Origin of the sequence: Actinomadura gamaensis, from assembly GCF_042652125.1 — a bacterium.
In the GTDB taxonomy this organism is placed as follows: Bacteria; Actinomycetota; Actinomycetes; order Streptosporangiales; family Streptosporangiaceae; genus Spirillospora; species Spirillospora gamaensis.
This window is the reverse complement of the sequence record NZ_JBHSIT010000006.1, coordinates 1-15,414: the sequence shown is the minus strand read 5'-3', so window position 1 is coordinate 15,414 and position 15,414 is coordinate 1. Positions and strand designations below refer to the sequence as shown.

The 15,414-nt window shown below is 73.7% G+C and carries 17 protein-coding genes and 1 rRNA gene; 10 read left to right on the top strand and 8 right to left on the bottom strand.

The window, feature by feature from the left end:
- The first annotated feature begins 71 nt into the window (after positions 1 to 71).
- The gene (locus ACFPCY_RS20820; protein WP_378257563.1) at positions 72 to 1,166 is read left to right on the top strand and encodes a DUF6777 domain-containing protein; all 1,095 of its coding nucleotides are present in this window, start codon (positions 72 to 74) and stop codon (positions 1,164 to 1,166) included.
- A gap of 59 nt (positions 1,167 to 1,225) precedes the next feature.
- Positions 1,226 to 2,365 (top strand): cation diffusion facilitator family transporter, encoded by a 1,140-nt coding sequence (locus ACFPCY_RS20815; RefSeq protein WP_378257561.1) that lies wholly within the window; start codon positions 1,226 to 1,228, stop codon positions 2,363 to 2,365.
- 12 nt (positions 2,366 to 2,377) lie between these two features.
- Here the strand turns inward: ACFPCY_RS20815 and ACFPCY_RS20810 are convergent, their stop codons facing one another.
- Both ACFPCY_RS20810 and ACFPCY_RS20805 read right to left on the bottom strand, forming a co-directional pair.
- Positions 2,378 to 3,268, bottom strand: a complete 891-nt coding sequence (locus ACFPCY_RS20810; RefSeq protein ID WP_378257558.1) for an amidohydrolase family protein — start codon at positions 3,266 to 3,268, stop codon at positions 2,378 to 2,380.
- A gap of 58 nt (positions 3,269 to 3,326) precedes the next feature.
- Positions 3,327 to 4,382, bottom strand: a complete 1,056-nt coding sequence (locus ACFPCY_RS20805) for an alpha/beta hydrolase (RefSeq protein WP_378257557.1) — start codon at positions 4,380 to 4,382, stop codon at positions 3,327 to 3,329.
- A gap of 88 nt (positions 4,383 to 4,470) precedes the next feature.
- On the opposite strand from ACFPCY_RS20805, the gene ACFPCY_RS20800 reads away from it, so the two are divergent.
- Complete coding sequence (locus ACFPCY_RS20800; protein WP_378257556.1) at positions 4,471 to 5,568, top strand: diacylglycerol/lipid kinase family protein; 1,098 nt, start codon at positions 4,471 to 4,473, stop codon at positions 5,566 to 5,568.
- Here the strand turns inward: ACFPCY_RS20800 and ACFPCY_RS20795 are convergent.
- Positions 5,565 to 6,068: a COG4315 family predicted lipoprotein gene (locus ACFPCY_RS20795; protein WP_378257555.1), complete on the bottom strand. Its 504-nt coding sequence runs from the start codon at positions 6,066 to 6,068 to the stop codon at positions 5,565 to 5,567. The two genes, ACFPCY_RS20800 and ACFPCY_RS20795, sit on opposite strands and share 4 nt — an antisense overlap.
- Before the next feature lie 175 nt (positions 6,069 to 6,243).
- Here ACFPCY_RS20795 and ACFPCY_RS20790 point away from each other — a divergent pair, with 175 nt between their 5' ends.
- Positions 6,244 to 6,672, top strand: a complete 429-nt coding sequence (locus tag ACFPCY_RS20790; protein ID WP_378257553.1) for a hypothetical protein — start codon at positions 6,244 to 6,246, stop codon at positions 6,670 to 6,672.
- Here ACFPCY_RS20790 and ACFPCY_RS20785 read toward each other — a convergent pair.
- Positions 6,638 to 7,069: an aldo/keto reductase gene (locus tag ACFPCY_RS20785; RefSeq protein ID WP_378258427.1), complete on the bottom strand. Its 432-nt coding sequence runs from the start codon at positions 7,067 to 7,069 to the stop codon at positions 6,638 to 6,640. The two genes, ACFPCY_RS20790 and ACFPCY_RS20785, sit on opposite strands and share 35 nt — an antisense overlap.
- A complete protein-coding gene (locus tag ACFPCY_RS20780) occupies positions 7,021 to 7,350 on the bottom strand; it encodes an aldo/keto reductase (RefSeq protein ID WP_378257552.1) in 330 nt (109 codons plus the stop codon). The genes ACFPCY_RS20785 and ACFPCY_RS20780 overlap by 49 nt, the downstream gene beginning before the upstream one ends.
- Positions 7,351 to 7,427: 77 nt before the next feature.
- Between ACFPCY_RS20780 and ACFPCY_RS20775 the strand changes: the two genes are divergently transcribed.
- From ACFPCY_RS20775 to ACFPCY_RS20755, 5 genes are all read left to right on the top strand, one after another.
- A complete protein-coding gene (locus ACFPCY_RS20775; RefSeq protein ID WP_378257551.1) occupies positions 7,428 to 8,090 on the top strand; it encodes a helix-turn-helix transcriptional regulator in 663 nt (220 codons plus the stop codon).
- Positions 8,091 to 8,152: 62 nt separating this feature from the next.
- Positions 8,153 to 8,635, top strand: coding sequence for a GntR family transcriptional regulator (locus ACFPCY_RS20770; RefSeq protein ID WP_378257549.1), 483 nt, complete (start codon positions 8,153 to 8,155; stop codon positions 8,633 to 8,635).
- Positions 8,632 to 9,555 (top strand): ABC transporter ATP-binding protein, encoded by a 924-nt coding sequence (locus ACFPCY_RS20765; RefSeq protein ID WP_378257547.1) that lies wholly within the window; start codon positions 8,632 to 8,634, stop codon positions 9,553 to 9,555. The genes ACFPCY_RS20770 and ACFPCY_RS20765 overlap by 4 nt, the downstream gene beginning before the upstream one ends.
- The gene (locus ACFPCY_RS20760; protein ID WP_378257545.1) at positions 9,552 to 10,544 is read left to right on the top strand and encodes an ABC transporter permease; all 993 of its coding nucleotides are present in this window, start codon (positions 9,552 to 9,554) and stop codon (positions 10,542 to 10,544) included. The genes ACFPCY_RS20765 and ACFPCY_RS20760 overlap by 4 nt, the downstream gene beginning before the upstream one ends.
- A 194-nt stretch (positions 10,545 to 10,738) precedes the next feature.
- Positions 10,739 to 11,965, top strand: a complete 1,227-nt coding sequence (locus ACFPCY_RS20755; protein WP_378257543.1) for an MFS transporter — start codon at positions 10,739 to 10,741, stop codon at positions 11,963 to 11,965.
- Here ACFPCY_RS20755 and ACFPCY_RS20750 read toward each other — a convergent pair.
- Together ACFPCY_RS20750 and ACFPCY_RS20745 are read right to left on the bottom strand one after the other, a co-directional pair.
- On the bottom strand, positions 11,923 to 13,149 hold the full coding sequence (locus ACFPCY_RS20750) for a PP2C family protein-serine/threonine phosphatase (RefSeq protein WP_378257541.1): 1,227 nt from the start codon (positions 13,147 to 13,149) through the stop codon (positions 11,923 to 11,925). The genes ACFPCY_RS20755 and ACFPCY_RS20750 overlap by 43 nt on opposite strands.
- 334 nt (positions 13,150 to 13,483) lie before the next feature.
- Complete coding sequence (locus tag ACFPCY_RS20745; protein WP_378257539.1) at positions 13,484 to 14,149, bottom strand: TetR/AcrR family transcriptional regulator; 666 nt, start codon at positions 14,147 to 14,149, stop codon at positions 13,484 to 13,486.
- 93 nt (positions 14,150 to 14,242) lie between these two features.
- Between ACFPCY_RS20745 and ACFPCY_RS20740 the strand changes: the two genes are divergently transcribed.
- Positions 14,243 to 15,205, top strand: a complete 963-nt coding sequence (locus ACFPCY_RS20740) for a zinc-dependent alcohol dehydrogenase family protein (protein ID WP_378257537.1) — start codon at positions 14,243 to 14,245, stop codon at positions 15,203 to 15,205.
- Positions 15,206 to 15,287: 82 nt separating this feature from the next.
- Here the strand turns inward: ACFPCY_RS20740 and rrf are convergent.
- A 5S ribosomal RNA gene (rrf, locus tag ACFPCY_RS20735) occupies positions 15,288 to 15,404 on the bottom strand.
- Between the last annotated feature and the right edge of the window lie 10 nt (positions 15,405 to 15,414).

Below are 15,414 nucleotides of genomic sequence, written 5' to 3'. Positions count from 1 at the left end.
GAAAGCGACCGCTCGGCCGAGCCGTGCCATCGAAGAGTATAGGACCGTTCGATGCCGAGCGAGGAACGGTGATGACGCAGATCCATTTCCGGCGGCGCGGGTTCTCCATGGCGGCCGCAGCGGTCACGACAATCCTTCTTGCTCTTTTCGGCGCGGCGGGCTGTGCGGGCGCGGGAACGACCATCGCCCGCCTCACGGTGGGCGACCCCGGCCCCGATCCCTACGCTCCGGCGCGGGGCACGGACCAGCGGCTGGCGTCCGCGCACGCGGGGACGCCCCCGCCCGGCGGCACGAGCACCGGCGACTCCCCCGGCCTCTACGGCGGGACGCGCCGGACGTCGTCCTGCGACAAGCAACGCCTGGTCACGTTCCTGATGGCGCATCCCGACCGGGCGGACGCATGGGCCTCGGTGCAGCGCATCGAGCCGTCCGCGATCGCCGCCTACGTGGCCCGGCTGACGCCCGTCCGGCTCCGCGCGGACACGCTCGTCACCAACCACGGGTTCCGCGACGGGAAGGCGACCGGCGCGCCCGCCGTCCTGGAGGCCGGAACGGGCGTGCTGATCAATGAGTTCGGAATTCCGGCCGTAAAGTGCAATTGCGGCAATCCGCTCACCGCACCCGATCCCCGAATCTCTCCTACGGGCGCCCGATATTCGGGGCCGTCCTGGCCGGACTTCCATGCCGGAAAGGTGACGAGAATACGTCCCGGACGCGCACCCGCACAGGCGTTCGTCCTTTCCGACCCCGACGGCGGCGGCGCGTTCACCCGCCCTCGCGGAACCCAGGGCGCACAGGACGGCCCGCAGATCCCCGAGCCCGCGCCAGGGACGGCCGCGCCGCACGTCCACTCCGCGCCAGCGCCCGCACCGAGCGGGTCACCGCGCGGCGACCTCTCCCCCGCGCCGGCTCCCGTGCCGTCCAAACCCGGCTCGACGCCCGGCCTTCCGCCGCCGCCCGCTCCGCCATGGTCCACTCCGCCGCCGCCCGCTCCGTCGAAGACCGCTCCGTCGAAGCCCACGTCCACTTCCACGTCCACTTCCACGGCCCCCGCCACGTCCGGCGGCGGTACACCCGCCGGACCGCCCCACGACAGCCCCTCGGGCGCCAGGCATCCCTCGCCCACCTCGGGGAACACCGCACCCGGGGGTCACGGCCGTACCTGATCGCGATGAGCTATATTCGCTCATATGAGCAGGCCTTCATACGACGTAACGGCAGTTCCATGACGAAGACCGCCGCCGGCGACGACCGCCCCGGCAACGGCCACGAGCGCACCGGGCCCGGACACGGCCACGGACACGGCCACGGCCACGGGCACGGCCACGGGCACGGGCACGCGGTGGCGGCCGGGGCGGACCAGCGCTACCTCGCGGGCGCGCTCGCGCTGATCCTGGCGTTCATGGCGGGCGAGGTCGCGATCGGCTTGGTCGCCGGGTCGCTGGCGCTGCTGTCGGACGCGGCGCATATGCTGACCGACGCGTTCGCGATCGTCCTGGCGCTGGTCGCGATGCGGATCGCGGCGCGCCCGCCGCGCGGCGGCTACACCTACGGGCTGCGCCGGACCGAGATCCTGTCGGCGCAGCTGAACGGCCTGACGCTGATCCTGCTCGCCGCGTACTTCGTGTACGAGGGCGTCCAGCGGCTGGTCGAGCCGCCGCGGGTCGAGGGCGAGCTCGTGTTCTGGACGTCGCTGGCCGGGATCGGCGTGAACGTCCTCGCGACCTGGCTGCTCAGCAAGGCGAACCGGTCGAGCCTGAACGTCGAGGGCGCGTTCCAGCACATCCTCAACGACCTGTACGCGTTCATCTCCACGACGATCGCCGGCCTGGTCGTCTGGCTGACCGGGTTCGCCCGCGCGGACGCGATCGCGTCGCTGGTCGTCGCGGCGCTGATGCTCAAGGCGGGCTGGAACCTGCTGCGGGAGGCGGGCCGGGTGCTGATGGAGGCGGCCCCGGCGGGCCTCGACCCGGCGGAGATCGGGACGCGGCTGGCCGCGCGGCCGTGCGTCCGGGAGGTGCACGACCTGCACGTCTGGGAGGTCGGCTCGGGTTACCCGGCGCTGTCGGCGCACGTCCTGGTGGATCCGGACGGCAACTGCCACGGCGTCCGGCGCGATCTCCAGGAGCTGCTGCGGGACGGCTACGGCATCGGCCACACGACCCTCGAAGTCGATCACGTGGACGACGAGTTCCACTGCGAGGACCCGCACGGGCCGAGGCACGTCCCCGAAGAACGGCCCAAGGACCCCGCCGCCGCACCGAGCGGCCCGCCACCGAACGGCCGGGCATTGAACGGCCCGCCGTCGGACGGCCTCCCGTCGAACGGCCTGCCGTCGAGCGGCCCGCCGCCGTGCGGTCACTGACTCCCGGGTCGGTCAGGAGAGGTCGAGGAGCTTCGCCGCGCCGTCCCAGCAGACGGCGCGCAACCACGCGTCGCCCAGGTCGAGCCGCGTGAGCCCTTCGAGCTGGTGTGCGTACGTGTACGGGATGTTCGGGAAGTCCGTGCCGAAGAGGATCCTCCCGGCCAGGCCGAGGTCGCGAAGGCGCGGCAGTTCGGCCGCGGGGAAGACGCCGAGCCCGCCGGTGAAGTCGACGAACACCATGGTCGTGTCCAGGTGGACGCCCGGGTACCGGTCGGCGAGGTCGAAGAACCCGGTGAACTCGGGCGCGCCGAGATGGGCGATGATCGCCCGCAGCCGGGGATGCCGCGCCAGGACGTCGCCGAACGGCCCGGGTCCCGTGAAGCCGTTCGCGACCGGTCCCGACCCCGCGTGGACGAGCGCGACCGCGCCGGACTCGGCGAGCATGCCCCACACCTCGTCCAGCTCGTCCGCGCGCGGGTCGAACCCGCCGACCTGGAGGTGGACCTTGAACACGCGCGTCCCGGCGTCCAGCGCGCGCCGCACGTAGGACGCGGCGGACGGCTCCGGGAAGAACGTGCCGGTCCGGACGCACTCGGGGACGCGGTCCGCGAACTCGCCCGCCCACGCGTTCAGCGACTCGGCCATGCCCGGCTTGTGCGGGTACAGCAGCGAGGTGAAGGCGCGGACGCCCATCGCGCGCAGGTGCTCGATCCGCTCGTCCTCGGGCCACCGGTAGCGGATCGGCCATTCGGCCCCGACGAGCGGTCCGGCCTCGTCGAAGTAGCGCCAGACGGCGGCGGTCACGCGCGGCGGCATGAAGTGGACGTGCACGTCGATCAGCCCGGGCAGCCCGAGTTCGCGCCAGACCTCCGGCACCCACGAATCCGAACGCGGTTCAGTCACGCCGCGAGCCTAGCCGGTCGAACCGCGGGCCCGGCCGGCCGGCACCGGGACGACGCGGTCAGGAGAGGTCGGCGAGGAGCAGCGGCAGGGCGGCGCGCAGCTCGCGCTGCCAGTAGGGCCAGCTGTGCGTGCCCCGGTAGAAGTGGGTGGAGACCGGGATGCCGAGCTTGCGCAGCTTCCCGGCGAACTCGCCGCTGAGCGTCCGCGACAGGCGCTCCAGGACGTCGGGCGCGCGCGAGGGACGCGGGTCGAACGGGCCGGGCGACCCGTCCCCCGACGCCACGTGCAGCCGGACGCCGGACAGCCGGTCGGCCAGGTCGTAGGGGTTGTGCTGCCGCCACACGATCCGCTGCTCGCGCGGGTCGCCCCAGACGTCGGCCCAGTCGGCGCCGCGCGAGCCGACCGCGACGGCCAGCTCGACGAGGTCGGAGACGTCCAGGCCGTGCGGTTCGTTGTGCAGGGTGTGGAGCGGGCCGCTGAACGACGCCGCGGCGCGGAAGAGTCCGCGATGCCGCGCGGCGTACGCGAGCGCGCCCAGGCCGCCCGCCCCGGCGCCCGCGACCGCGCGGGACGTCCCGGCCCCGTAGCCGCGTTCGAGGATCTGCCGCAGCTCGGTCAGGTGGAAGGTCTCCCAGCACGGCGGCCCGCCCGCGCCCCGGTTCCACCAGTCGGTGTAGAGGCCGCACGAGCCTCCGTCAGGCATCACGACCAGCACGTCCAGGTCGGCGGTGAGCAGGTCCACGTCGGTGTGCCCGGTCCAGGAGGTGTGATCGCCGCGCATCCCGTGCAGAAGCCACAGCACGGGGTAGGTGCGGGTGGAGCCGCGCCGCCAGCCGGGCGGCAGCAGCAGCCGCACGTGCACGACGTGCGAGAGGACCGGGGACCGGACGGCCAGGTCGAGCGTCCGCTCGCCGCGCCGCCGCTCGCCGACGACGGTCGCGCCGTCGTCGGCCGCGGGCGCGGACGTGGGCGCCGGGCCGCCGGGCGCGATGGACAGGGGCAGTGTCGATGGGAGCCGCAGCAGATATCCCGAGGTCACCGCCAGCCCCGCGCATCCCGCGAGTGCCGCGCCGGTGATCAGTCCAGCCCCGACCCAGCCGTGCCGCCGCATCATTCCGCCCCGCTCAAAACCTTCTACTCTAGAGAACTTATCCCCACTACCAAGCGTGTTATAACGCTCGGTAATCAACGAAAGGGATGTCTTGCCGCGTTCGAAGAAGGAGTTGGAGTCCGCGATCAGGGGCGGGTCGGGCCGCGCCGTGCTGATCGTCAACGCCAGGTCCCGGCGCGGCCGCCGCCTGTACGGCCGGGCGCGCACGCTGCTGACCGCCGCCGGGCTGGAGTTCGGCGAGATCGTCCCGGTGACCGACCCGGCCGGGCTGCGGCCGCTGTTCCACCGCGTCCTGGCGGACGACCCGGACCTGGTCGTCGTCGGCGGCGGGGACGGCACGGTCGCCGAGGCCGTCCGGCACCTGGCGCACCGCGACACGGCCCTCGGCGTCCTCCCCCTCGGTACCACCAACAACTTCGCCCGCAGCCTCGAACTCCCGATGGACCTCGCCGGCGCCGTGGACGTCCTCGCCGAAGGCAAGGTCGCGGACGTGGACGTCGGCTGGTTCGAAGGCACCGACGACACCGGCCCCGCACCCGCCGCGAAAGCCACCGGCGACGCGAGCCAGCCCGGCGACGCGGGCGGCACTCGCACCGCGAACAGCGCGGGCGGCACTCGCGACGCGAACAGCGCGGGCGGCACTCGCGACGCGAGCGGTGTGGGCGATAAGGCCGGGCACGTGTTCGCGAACATGGTCAGCCTCGGGCTGTCGGTGGAGGTCGCCCGGCACGTCCCGCACGAGCTGAAGCGGGTGCTGGGCCGTCCGGCGTACGCGCTGACGGCGGCGCGGCTGCTGCCGCGGCACGAGGCGTTCCGCGCGACGATCGAGATCGACGGCGAGACCACCGAGGTCGCGACGCACCAGCTCAACATCGCGAACGGCGCGCACCACAGCGGGCAGCGCATCGCGCGCGACGCGAGCCCCGACGACCGGCTGCTCGCGGTCTACCGGCTCGGCGACGAGCGGCGGCTGCGGCTGGCGTCCGCGACCGCGCGGCACGTGCTGACCGGCCCGTGGCGGTCGCTCGACGAGGCGGCGTTCCTGACCACCCAGCACGTCCGGATCGCGACCGACCCGCCGCTGCCGGTGGACGTGGACGGCGAGATCCGCGCCCGCACGCCCGTCGAGATCCGGCTGCTCGGCAACGCGCTGCGCGTGATCGTCCCGCAGTCCTTCAACGACACCTAGAGCGGGGCGCCGGAGGCGTCGAGCAGGTACCACACGCCACCGAAGTCGTAGAGGCGCTGCCCGCGCGCCTGCCCGACGTAGAAGTCCTTCACGAACCGGTACAGCGGACGTCCGGCGTAGGTGACCTGGGTCGTGCCGTCCGGCCGCCGGACGGTCCCGAGAAGTTCGCTCCGCGCGCCCGCGCCCGCGCGCGGTGCGCCACTGGTGAGGACCGGCGGCCACATCGTCTGGCACGTCCCCGCGCATTCGGCCGACTGCCCGCGCGCGGGCACGAAGGCGTACAGCGCCGAGCCGGTCTCGTCCGTCAGGGCGGTGCCGCGCGAGGTGGTGCCGACCAGCAGCCACGCCTGCGGCGACCGCGCGGGAAGCGTGTGCCCCGGCGTGTCCATGTTCTGCGTGGACGATCCCCCGCCAGCGCATCCGGCGAGCGCGGTCACCAAGGCTCCCGCCGCCAGGACCCCAGCCACCGGGACTCTCGCGGCCGCAGACCGGACGTCCATGCGCACCTCCTCGTCCCAGCGGGGGAAGCCTGCCCGTCCGGCAGGGATTGTGCCCCGCCGGTCCGGTACGTCCGCGCCGCTGGCCACATGCGGCGAGAAGTCCCGCGACGCCCGACTCATGCCGAACCGCGGCCAAGACTGGCCGGCGCCGCCGCCCGGACCTACCGTGGTCGCCATGGACTGGTGGTCCGTCGAGGTGTTCAACGGCGACCAGACGGCGCGCTCGTGGCGCGACGCCTGGCAGGACACGCTGGTCGAGTCCGCGCTCACGCACCGCGCCCTCGGATGGCTCTGGGACGTCACCCCCTGGGGCCTGGTCCTGGAGGTCTGCTTCCCGGACGAGCAGGACTGGCTGCTCTGGCGCGAGCTCCCCGGCGTCCGGGCCGCGTTCGACGCGGTCCCCGACCCGGTGCACGGATTGGTCATCTACCGGGGGCGGGGCGGGTCGTCCGGCACGCCGGTGCCGCGCCGTCCGCGACCGGCCCCGGGCGCCGCCGCACTCGCGCTGGACGAGCCGATCGAGGAGCTGCTCCTCGACCTGACGCCGACCGAGCCCGCCCCGCTTCACGTCACCCCTGAAGCTCTCGCAGATCTTCCGAAGTGAGCTCCAGTTCTCCGGCGGCGACGTTCTCCTCGAGGTGTTCCAGCGAGGACGTCCCGGGGATGGCGAGCGTCACCGGCGACAGCGCCAGCAGCCCGGCCAGCAGCACCTGCGCCGCGGTGGCGCCGTGGCGCGCGGCGACGGCCTTGAGGCGCGCGTCGTCCGGCACGCCGAAACCGCCGAGCGGGAAGTACGGCACGTAGGCGATGCCGTCGCGCTCGCATGTCCGGAGCAGTTCGACGTCGGCGGGCTGCGTCACGTCGAACCGGTTCTGGAGGGCCGCGACCGGCGCGATCGCGCTCGCCTCGGCGAGCTGGACGGCGTCCACGTGGCTGACGCCGAGGTGCCGGATCAGGCCCTCCTCGCGGAGCCCGGCGAGCACCTCGAACCGCTCGGCGATCGACTCGCCGCCCGGCGCGGGCCGACCTTGGTCGCGATGACCAGGCCGTCCGCGGAGGGGCGCAGGGCGTCCCGGATCATGCCGTTCGCGGTGAGGTCGCCGAAGAAGTAGAACGCGGCGGTGTCGATGTGGTTCACGCCGAGGTCCACCGCGCGGCGGAGCACGGCGAGACCGGTCTCGCGGTCGTTGGCGGGGCCGCCCCGCTCGCGCGCGGGAAGCCGCATCGCGCCGAAGCCCATCCGCCGGATCCGCAGGTCGCCGCCCAGGTCGAAGGTCGTCATGGGACGAGCCTCGCGGCGGACGCGCGGGTCGGCGAGCCGGTGGCACCAAGCTGCCAACCTGCCCGACACTGGGGACGGTGAGCACGAACCCTGACGAGAACGTCGTCCTGCGCGGTGAACGCGAACTGGTCGAACGGGCCGGGCCGCTGTTCGCGGGCGCGCGCGAGGAGTTCGTGTGCGCGGCCGAGCATCCGCGCACGTGGGCGCTTCCGGGTGCGCGCGAGGAGATCGTCGCCGCGCGGCGGAACCACCCGGGCGTCAAGGCGTACAAGCTCTACGGCAGCGGCGTGCTGGCCGACGCCACGGCCGTCCGGCTGCTGACCGGCCTCGCCGGGCGCGGCCCGCGCGTCCGGATCCTGGACGGCTCGATCCCGCACGAGACGATCGTCGTGGACCGGCGGGTCGCGGTGATCGCCGGTCCCCGCGCGGGCGGCGACCGCGAGTTCACCGTGGTCCGCACGCCCGCCGTCGTCGCGGGCATCCTGGCGCTGTACTGGACGACCTGGCACGGCGCGACCGACCTGGCCGACCGCACGGGCCCGGTCCCGGCGCTCGGCGAGCAGAGCCGCGCCATCCTCGCGCTGCTCGCCGAGGGCATGAAGGACGAGGCGGCCTGCCGCCGCCTGGGCGTCTCGCTGCGCACCTACCGCCGCCGGGTCGCCGAGCTCATGGAGCTGCTGGACGCCGAGTCCCGCTTCCAGGCGGGCCTCCGCGCCCGCTCCCTCGGCCTCGTCCCGTAGGGCCGCGCCGGCGGAGGCGGCGGGTTGACAGCTCGCGACGATCACCCTTTAACTCTATAACTATGGTTATAGATAAAGGGCCGTCGCCGATCGTGTTCCGGCTCGATCCCGGCTCGGGGGTGCCCACCTACCTCCAGCTCGTCCAGCAGGTGGAGCAGGCGCTCCGGCTCGGCCACCTGCACGTCGGCGACCAGCTTCCGCGCGTCCGGGACGTCGTCGCCGGGCTCGCGATCAACCCGAACACCGTGCTCAAGGCGTACCGCGAGCTGGAGCACCGCGGCCTGGTCGCCGGACGCCGCGGCCAGGGCACCTTCGTCGAGCGCACCCTCGACCGCGCCGGCCTCCGCGAGCAGGCCGGCCTTCGCCGCACCCTGCTGGAGTGGATGGCCGCCGCGTCCGCCGCCGGACTGGACGAGGCGGGCATGTCCGCCCTCTTCACCGCCGCCCTCCAGGACCACCGCTCCGGCACTCCCGCCGCCCCCGCCGCCCCCGCCTCCCGCGACGCACGCGACGCACGCGACGATCGGACGGAGGGCATCGCGTGAACGACTTCCCGACAGGGCATCGCGTGAACGAGGTCGCGATCGAGGCTTCCGGGCTCGGGAAGCGGTACGGCCGCGCGTGGGCGCTTCGCGACTGCTCGCTGAGCATCCCCGCCGGGCACGTCGTCGGGCTGGTCGGCCCGAACGGCGCGGGCAAGACCACGTTCCTCAGCATGGCCGTCGGGCTCACGCCGCCGACGACCGGCGAGGTCCGCGTGCTCGGCGCGCATCCGGCGGGCTCCGCCGACGCGCTCGATATGGTCGCGTTCGTCGCGCAGGACGCCGCGCTCTACCGGAACCTGTCCGTCGCCGACATGCTCCGCGTCGGACGCAACCTGAACCGCCGCTGGGACGGCGCGAGGGCCCGCGCGCGCCTCGCCGAACTCGGCATCCCGCTCGGCCGCCGCGTCGGCGCCCTGTCCGGCGGGCAGCGCGCGCAGGTCGCGCTCACCCTGGCCCTGGCCAAGCGCCCCGGCCTGCTCGTCCTGGACGAGCCGCTCGCCGCGCTCGACCCGCTCGCCCGGCACGACTTCATGGCGTCGCTGATGGCCGCGGTCGCCGAGGACGGCGTGTCGGTCGTCTTCTCGTCCCACGTCGTCGCCGAGCTCGAACGCGTCTGCGACCACCTGGTCGTCCTCCAGGACGGCCGGGTGCAGGTGTCCGGCGACGTCGAGGACCTGACCGGCGGGCACCACGTCCTGGTCGGGCCGGCCGAGCAGGCCGACGAGGTCGCCGCGCTGTTCCCGGTCGTCCGCGACCGGCGCGCGTTCGCGCAGGCGCACCTGCTCGTCCGCGCCGCCGACATCCGCCACGTCCCGCCCGGCTGGCAGTGCCACCCGGTGTCCCTGGAGGAACTCGTCCTGACGTACATGCGCGAACCCGCCGCGGCCGCGCTGCCCGGCCCGAAGGCGGTCGCCCGATGACGACCGTCCCGTCCGCCGCTCTCCCCCGGTTCGGCGCCGTGTGGGTCACCTGGCGGCAGCACCGCTTCGCGATCGGGTGCACCGCGGCGCTGCTGGCCGTCCTCGCCGCGCTGCTCGTGTTCGGCGGCCTCGACGCGCGCAGCACCTTCGACCAGCTCGGCATGGACAAGTGCGCGTCCTTCGCTCCGGGCACGCGGTGCGACCGGCTGTCGATCGAGTTCAACGCCCGGTACCAGACGGCGCACCTCCTGCTGATCTTCCTGCTGGTGCTGCCCTCCGCGATCGGCGCGTTCGTCGGCGGACCGCTCATCGCGCGCGAGCTGGAGACCGGCACGTTCCGCTTCGCCTGGACGCAGGGCGCGGGCCGCACGCGCTGGCTGGTCACCAAGCTGGCCGTCCTCTCGCTGGCGCTGGCCGTCGCGGGCGCCGCGTTCGGCCCAGCCTTCCAGTTCTGGGACGGGCCGTTCCTGCGCGCCCTCCCGACCGGCTTCGGCTCCTACCTGGAGTTCGAGTTCGGCGGCCTCGCGTTCCCGGCGCAGACCGTCCTCGGGTTCGCCGTCGGCGTGTTCGCCGGGGTGCTGGCCAGGCGCGTGATCGTCGCGATCGGATCGTCCTTCGCCGCGACGTTCGGGGTGATGCTGCTGACCGTCTTCGTCCTCCGCCCGCACTACATGCCCGCCAAGACGACGATCGACAAGATCGGCGCGCATGACTGGGGCGTCGGCAAGTCGTACCGGGGCCCGTCCGGCGCGGTGGTCGGCGCCGCCGAGCAGCACCGCCTGTACGTCCAGTTCCAGGCCGCGACCGACAACCGGCCGAACGCCCGGTTCCGCGACTACCTGACCGAGCGGCACTACCAGATCGTGACGCACTACCACCCGTCCGGACGCTTCTGGCCGTTCCAGTTCATCGAGGCCGGCTGGATGCTCGCCGCAGCCGTCGCCCTCGGCGCCGCGACGCTCTGGCTCGTCCGACGCCGTACCGCCTGACGCGCCCGCCGGGCCCGCGCCCAGCCCCGCGGGCCCCCGATGCCGCCGCGCTCCCGGCAGATCGGCGGGTCACTGTGTCGTCGCGCTCCCGGCAGATCGGCGGGTCACTATGTCGTCGCGTTCCTGCCAGCCCCGGCCCGCCGCTTCCCGGTTAGGTCGGAGACGCCATCCGCCGTCTCCCTCCGAGGACCGCCATGCCCTCCACGGCCGCGCCGCCGTCCCCGCCCCGCACCCGAACGCCCGGCTGGCCCGCCGTGCTCGCGGTCACGGCGGGCATCTTCACGATCGTCACCACCGAGATCCTTCCGGTCGGGCTGCTGACGTCCATCGGCTCGGACTTCACCGTCTCGGACGGCACCGCCGGCCTGATGATGACCATGCCCGGCTACCTGGCCGCCGTCTCCGCGCCCGCGCTGACCGTCGCGACCGCGCGGCTCGACCGGCGGCTGATGCTCGGGGCGTGCATGCTCCTGCTCGCTCTGGCGAACGTCCTGGCCGCGTCCGCTCCGGCGTTCTGGGCGATGCTGCTCTCGCGCGTGCTCGTCGGCGTCGTCATCGGCGGCTTCTGGTCGGTCGCGGCGGGACTGGCCGAGCGGCTGGTCGCGCCGCCGCGGGTGCCCCGCGCCACGGCGGTGATCTTCTCGTCGGTCCCGCTGGGGTCGGTCTTCGGCGTCCCGCTGGGGACGCTGGTCGGGGACGCGGCGGGCTGGCGGACCAGTTTCGCGGTCATGGCCGCGCTCTCGCTCGCCGTCCTGGCCGCGCTGGCCGTCCTGCTCCCGCCGCTGCCCGCCGACCACGCCACCCGCCTGGACGTCCTGGCCGGCGCGCTCCGCTCGCGCGGCATCCGGACGGCCCTGGCGCTGACCGTGCTGATCGTCCTGGCCCATTTCGGCGCCTACACCTACGTGACGCCGTTCCTGGAAGAGGTCACGCACGTCTCCCCGTCGGCGTTCCTGCTGCTCTACGGCGTCGCGGGGCTGGCCGGCAACTTCCTCGCGGGTCAGGCGATCACCAGGCGTCCGACGCTGACCTCGGCGATCGCGGGATCCCTGATCGCCGTCGCCACCCTGGCCCTTCCCGTGCTCGGCACCGGCGCGGCGGGCGCGGCCCTGGTCCTCGCCGTCTGGGGAGCCGGCTACGGAGCGATTCCGGTCTGCTCCCAAACCTGGTTCGCGACCGCCGTTCCCCGGACGCCGGAGGCCGCGTCCGTCCTGTTCACCGCGTCGTTCCAGGCGACCTTCTCCACCGGAGCGCTGACCGGCGGCCTCATCGTGGACCGCACGTCCCCCTCGACCGTCATGCTCGCCGGCGGCGCGACGGCCACGGCGATGGTCCTGACCCTCGCCGCCGTCGCCGCAGCGCGGTCCCGGCGCAGGACTCAGGTGCCGGAGGCGGTGGACCGCGAACCACCCGCGGTGTGACGCCGGGTCGGCCTCGGCCCGAACCAGTCCAGGCAGACGACGGTGGCGTCGTCCTGGAGCTCGCCGGCGCAGGCGTGCGCCACCGCCCCGGTGATGATCTGGACGACCTCGCGCGGATGCTGGCCGCGGGTGTCGCGCAGCAGCCCGTCGAGATCGACGGACGAGGCATTGCGGTCCTCCAGGCCGTCGGTGAGCAGCAGCAGGCGATCCCCGGGATGCAGATCCAGGTACTGGACGCGGTAGGGATCGTCCGTCCCGTCCGGCGGGTCGATGCCGAAGGGCAGGTCCGCGCGCAGCTGCACCCGCTCGACCTCGCCGTCCCGCAGCAGCCGCGGCAGGGGATGGCCAGCGTTGACCACCTCGACGGCGCTGCCGTCCAGGCTCACGCGCAGCAACTGCCCGGTGGCCAGGCCCTCCCGCCCGTGAGCGAGCAGCGCGTGGTGGGCCATGCGCGCCTGCTCGCCGATGCCCGCTCCCGCGCGGCGCGCGTTGCGCAGGGCCGCGACGAGGACGGTCGCCATCAGCGCCGAGTCCACGTCGTGCCCCATCGCGTCGGTGATCGACACGTGCAGCGTCTCGCGGTCGAGGGCGTAGTCGTAGGTGTCGCCGCCGATGCCGTCCGCGGGCATCAGCGTCGCCGCGAACGTCAGGTTCGCGGCCTCGCAGCACGCGGCGTCCGGCAGGAGCTGGTGCTGGATCTCCGCGGCCAGGCTGGTCGGCGTGGTGCGCCGCCCCCAGTGGTAGAGATCGGTGAAGCGCCCGTCGGTGATGACGATGTAGGCCAGCGCGTGCGCGGCCTCGGCGATCTCCTCGACCAGCCGGTCGTCGAGCGCGGGCAGCGTCGCCTCCAGCAGCCCGATCGGGTCGCCGCGGTTGGTGACCGGCGCGATCACCCGCCCCTTGTCGCCCTCACCCGGCACCCGCAGGGGACGCTGCGCGCGCAGCACCTTCTCGTAGTCGCTGCCCGCCAGCGGGACACGCTCGGCGCTGCGCCCGCCCCGCGCCGCGTCGTCCTCCGACACCCGGACCAGCTGCCGTCCGACCAGATCGGTGAACAGGAACGACACCTCGTTGGCGCCGAACCGCTCCCGCAGGGCCCGCGCCACCACGTCCAGCGAGTCCACCGGCGCCGCGTCCTCGGCCGCCGCCAGCATCCCTCCGAGACTCCACCGCTCCCCGCCCATGCCCGGCACCTCCCGCCCCCGGCATTCCCGCGGACCCCCAGTTCACACGGGTCGCGTCCGCCCGAGATGATCACCGACCCCGATGAGGACGAGGTCCGGACTCCGGCCCGGCCCCGCGCAGATCGATCTTGCAGGCCCCGGACCGCGGCGCCGTCCGCACCCGACCCCGAACGTCACGACCTCCATCCCGAGAGCCCGCGCGTAGACCTCCACCGTGACCCCGGCGTCCGCCCCGGTCAACAGAAGATGATCAAGCCGTTCCCTGCGCACGTTCCCCGGCCAGGCCGCCTCCGCCCGACCGTCGCCCGGGCGGGCCGAGCTGCCCGACCGGCCGTCAGCCGCGTCGGCTACCGGCGCGCGGACGGTCGGGCGAGTGCGTGAGTCGCAGGCGGGGTGCCGGCGGCAGTGGCGCGGACGCTTCCGGCTCCGGTGCGGCGCGGAACGCCTCGATCACGTAGGCCGCGAAACGGCGGGAAGCCTCGAGCGCGGCGCCGGACGGCGTGTCCTGGAGGCCGCGGTGTGCCATGAGCATGAGGACCAGGTCGTCGACGACGAAGCCCGGACGCAGCCGTCCGGACTCCTGGGCGCGGCGGGCCAGCTCGGTGACCGCGCGCAGCGTCCGCTCCCGGTCGGCGGCGAAGTCCATGGCCTGCGGGAAGGCCGCCATGAAGGCGTCGGCGAACCCGCGACTGCGCGCGTGGAGTTCGCAGATCCGCTCGATCAGGCTCTGGAATCCGTGCCACGCGTCCGGGTCCGCAAGGGCGTCGCGGACGGCGGCATGGCAGGCCCGGCGCTGCTCCGCGAAGGCTTCCGCGATCAGAGCCTGCTTGGTCGGGAAATGCCGGTACAGCGTGGCGGGGCCGACCTCCGCATGCCGGGCGACCTCCCGCATGGGCGCGCTCAGACCCTGCTCGCCGAACACCGCGCGGGCGGCTTCGAGGATCCGCGCCCGGTTCTCACGGGCGTCGGAACGCACGGTCTGAGGCAGATGGTCGCTCATCGCTTCTCACTTTAGTCAAGCGGACGGGGGCGTCCGTTACGTTCCGAGGTCGGAGCCGCCGTCCGGCTTCGTCCACCGACCCGAGGAGCAGAGATGAAAGCCGTCGTGATCAGGACGTTCGGAGACGCCGAGGGTTTGGAGATCGTCGATCTCCCGGTGCCCGTCCCCGGCCCCGGCCAGGTGCGGATCGCCACCGAGGCGATCGGGGTGGGCGGCGTGGACGCCCTGATCCGCCGGGGAGCGCTCGCCGCCTACGGCTTCCGGGAGGGCCATCTCCTCGGCAGCGAGGTCGCCGGAACGGTCACCGCGGTGGGAGACGGCGTGGACACCTCGTGGATAGGGCGGCGGGTGTGGGCGTTCACCGGCCTGTCCGGCGGCTACGCCGAGCAGGCCGTCGCCGCGGTCGAGGACATCCTCCCGCTGCCCGACGACCTGGCCGGCGCCGACGCGGTGACACTCGGCGGGTCCGGCGTGGTCGCGCACTTCGCCCTCGACCGGGCCCGCCTCACACCGGGCGAGACGGTGCTCGTGCGCGGCGCGGCGGGCAGCATCGGGATCACAGCGGTCCAGCTCGCAGCTCGGGGCGGCGCGAGCGCAGTGGCGGTCACGACCTCGTCGGCGGAGCGTGGTGCGCGACTGCGGGCTTTGGGCGCCACCCATGTCCTCGACCGGTCCGGCGAGGGCGGTTCCGACGCTCCGGCGGGCTTCGACGTCGTGGTCGATGTCGTGGGAGGACGTGAGCTTCCTCTTTTCCTGGACAAGCTGAACGCCAACGGTCGGTACATGGCCGTCGGCATTATCGGCGGGCAGCCGCCGACGGACTTCGGCATGCGGCTGATGGACGCCTTCCGCAAGTCGCTGACGTTCAGCACGTTCAGCTCCGACACCGTGCCCGCCCCGGAACGGCAGGCCGTACGGGCATCGCAGTTCGCGGGCGCGGCGCGCGGGGAGCTGCACACGGTCGTCCACGACGTGCTGCCACTGAGCCAGGCGGCACTGGCCCACCGCGAAATGGACGCGGGAAACGTCTTCGGAAGAGTCGTGCTGACCCCCTGAATGCGGGCGGCCCGCATGGGCGAATACCCCGGAAAAGCAGTGAGGCCCCGCCATCGAAATGGCGGGGCCTCACCCAATATGAGTCCGGCGGTGTCCTACTCTCCCACACAGTCTCCCATGCAGTACCATCGGCGCTGAGGGGCTTAACTACCGGGTTCGGGATGGGACCGGGTGTTTCCCCCTCGCCATAACCACCGAACGACCAACGC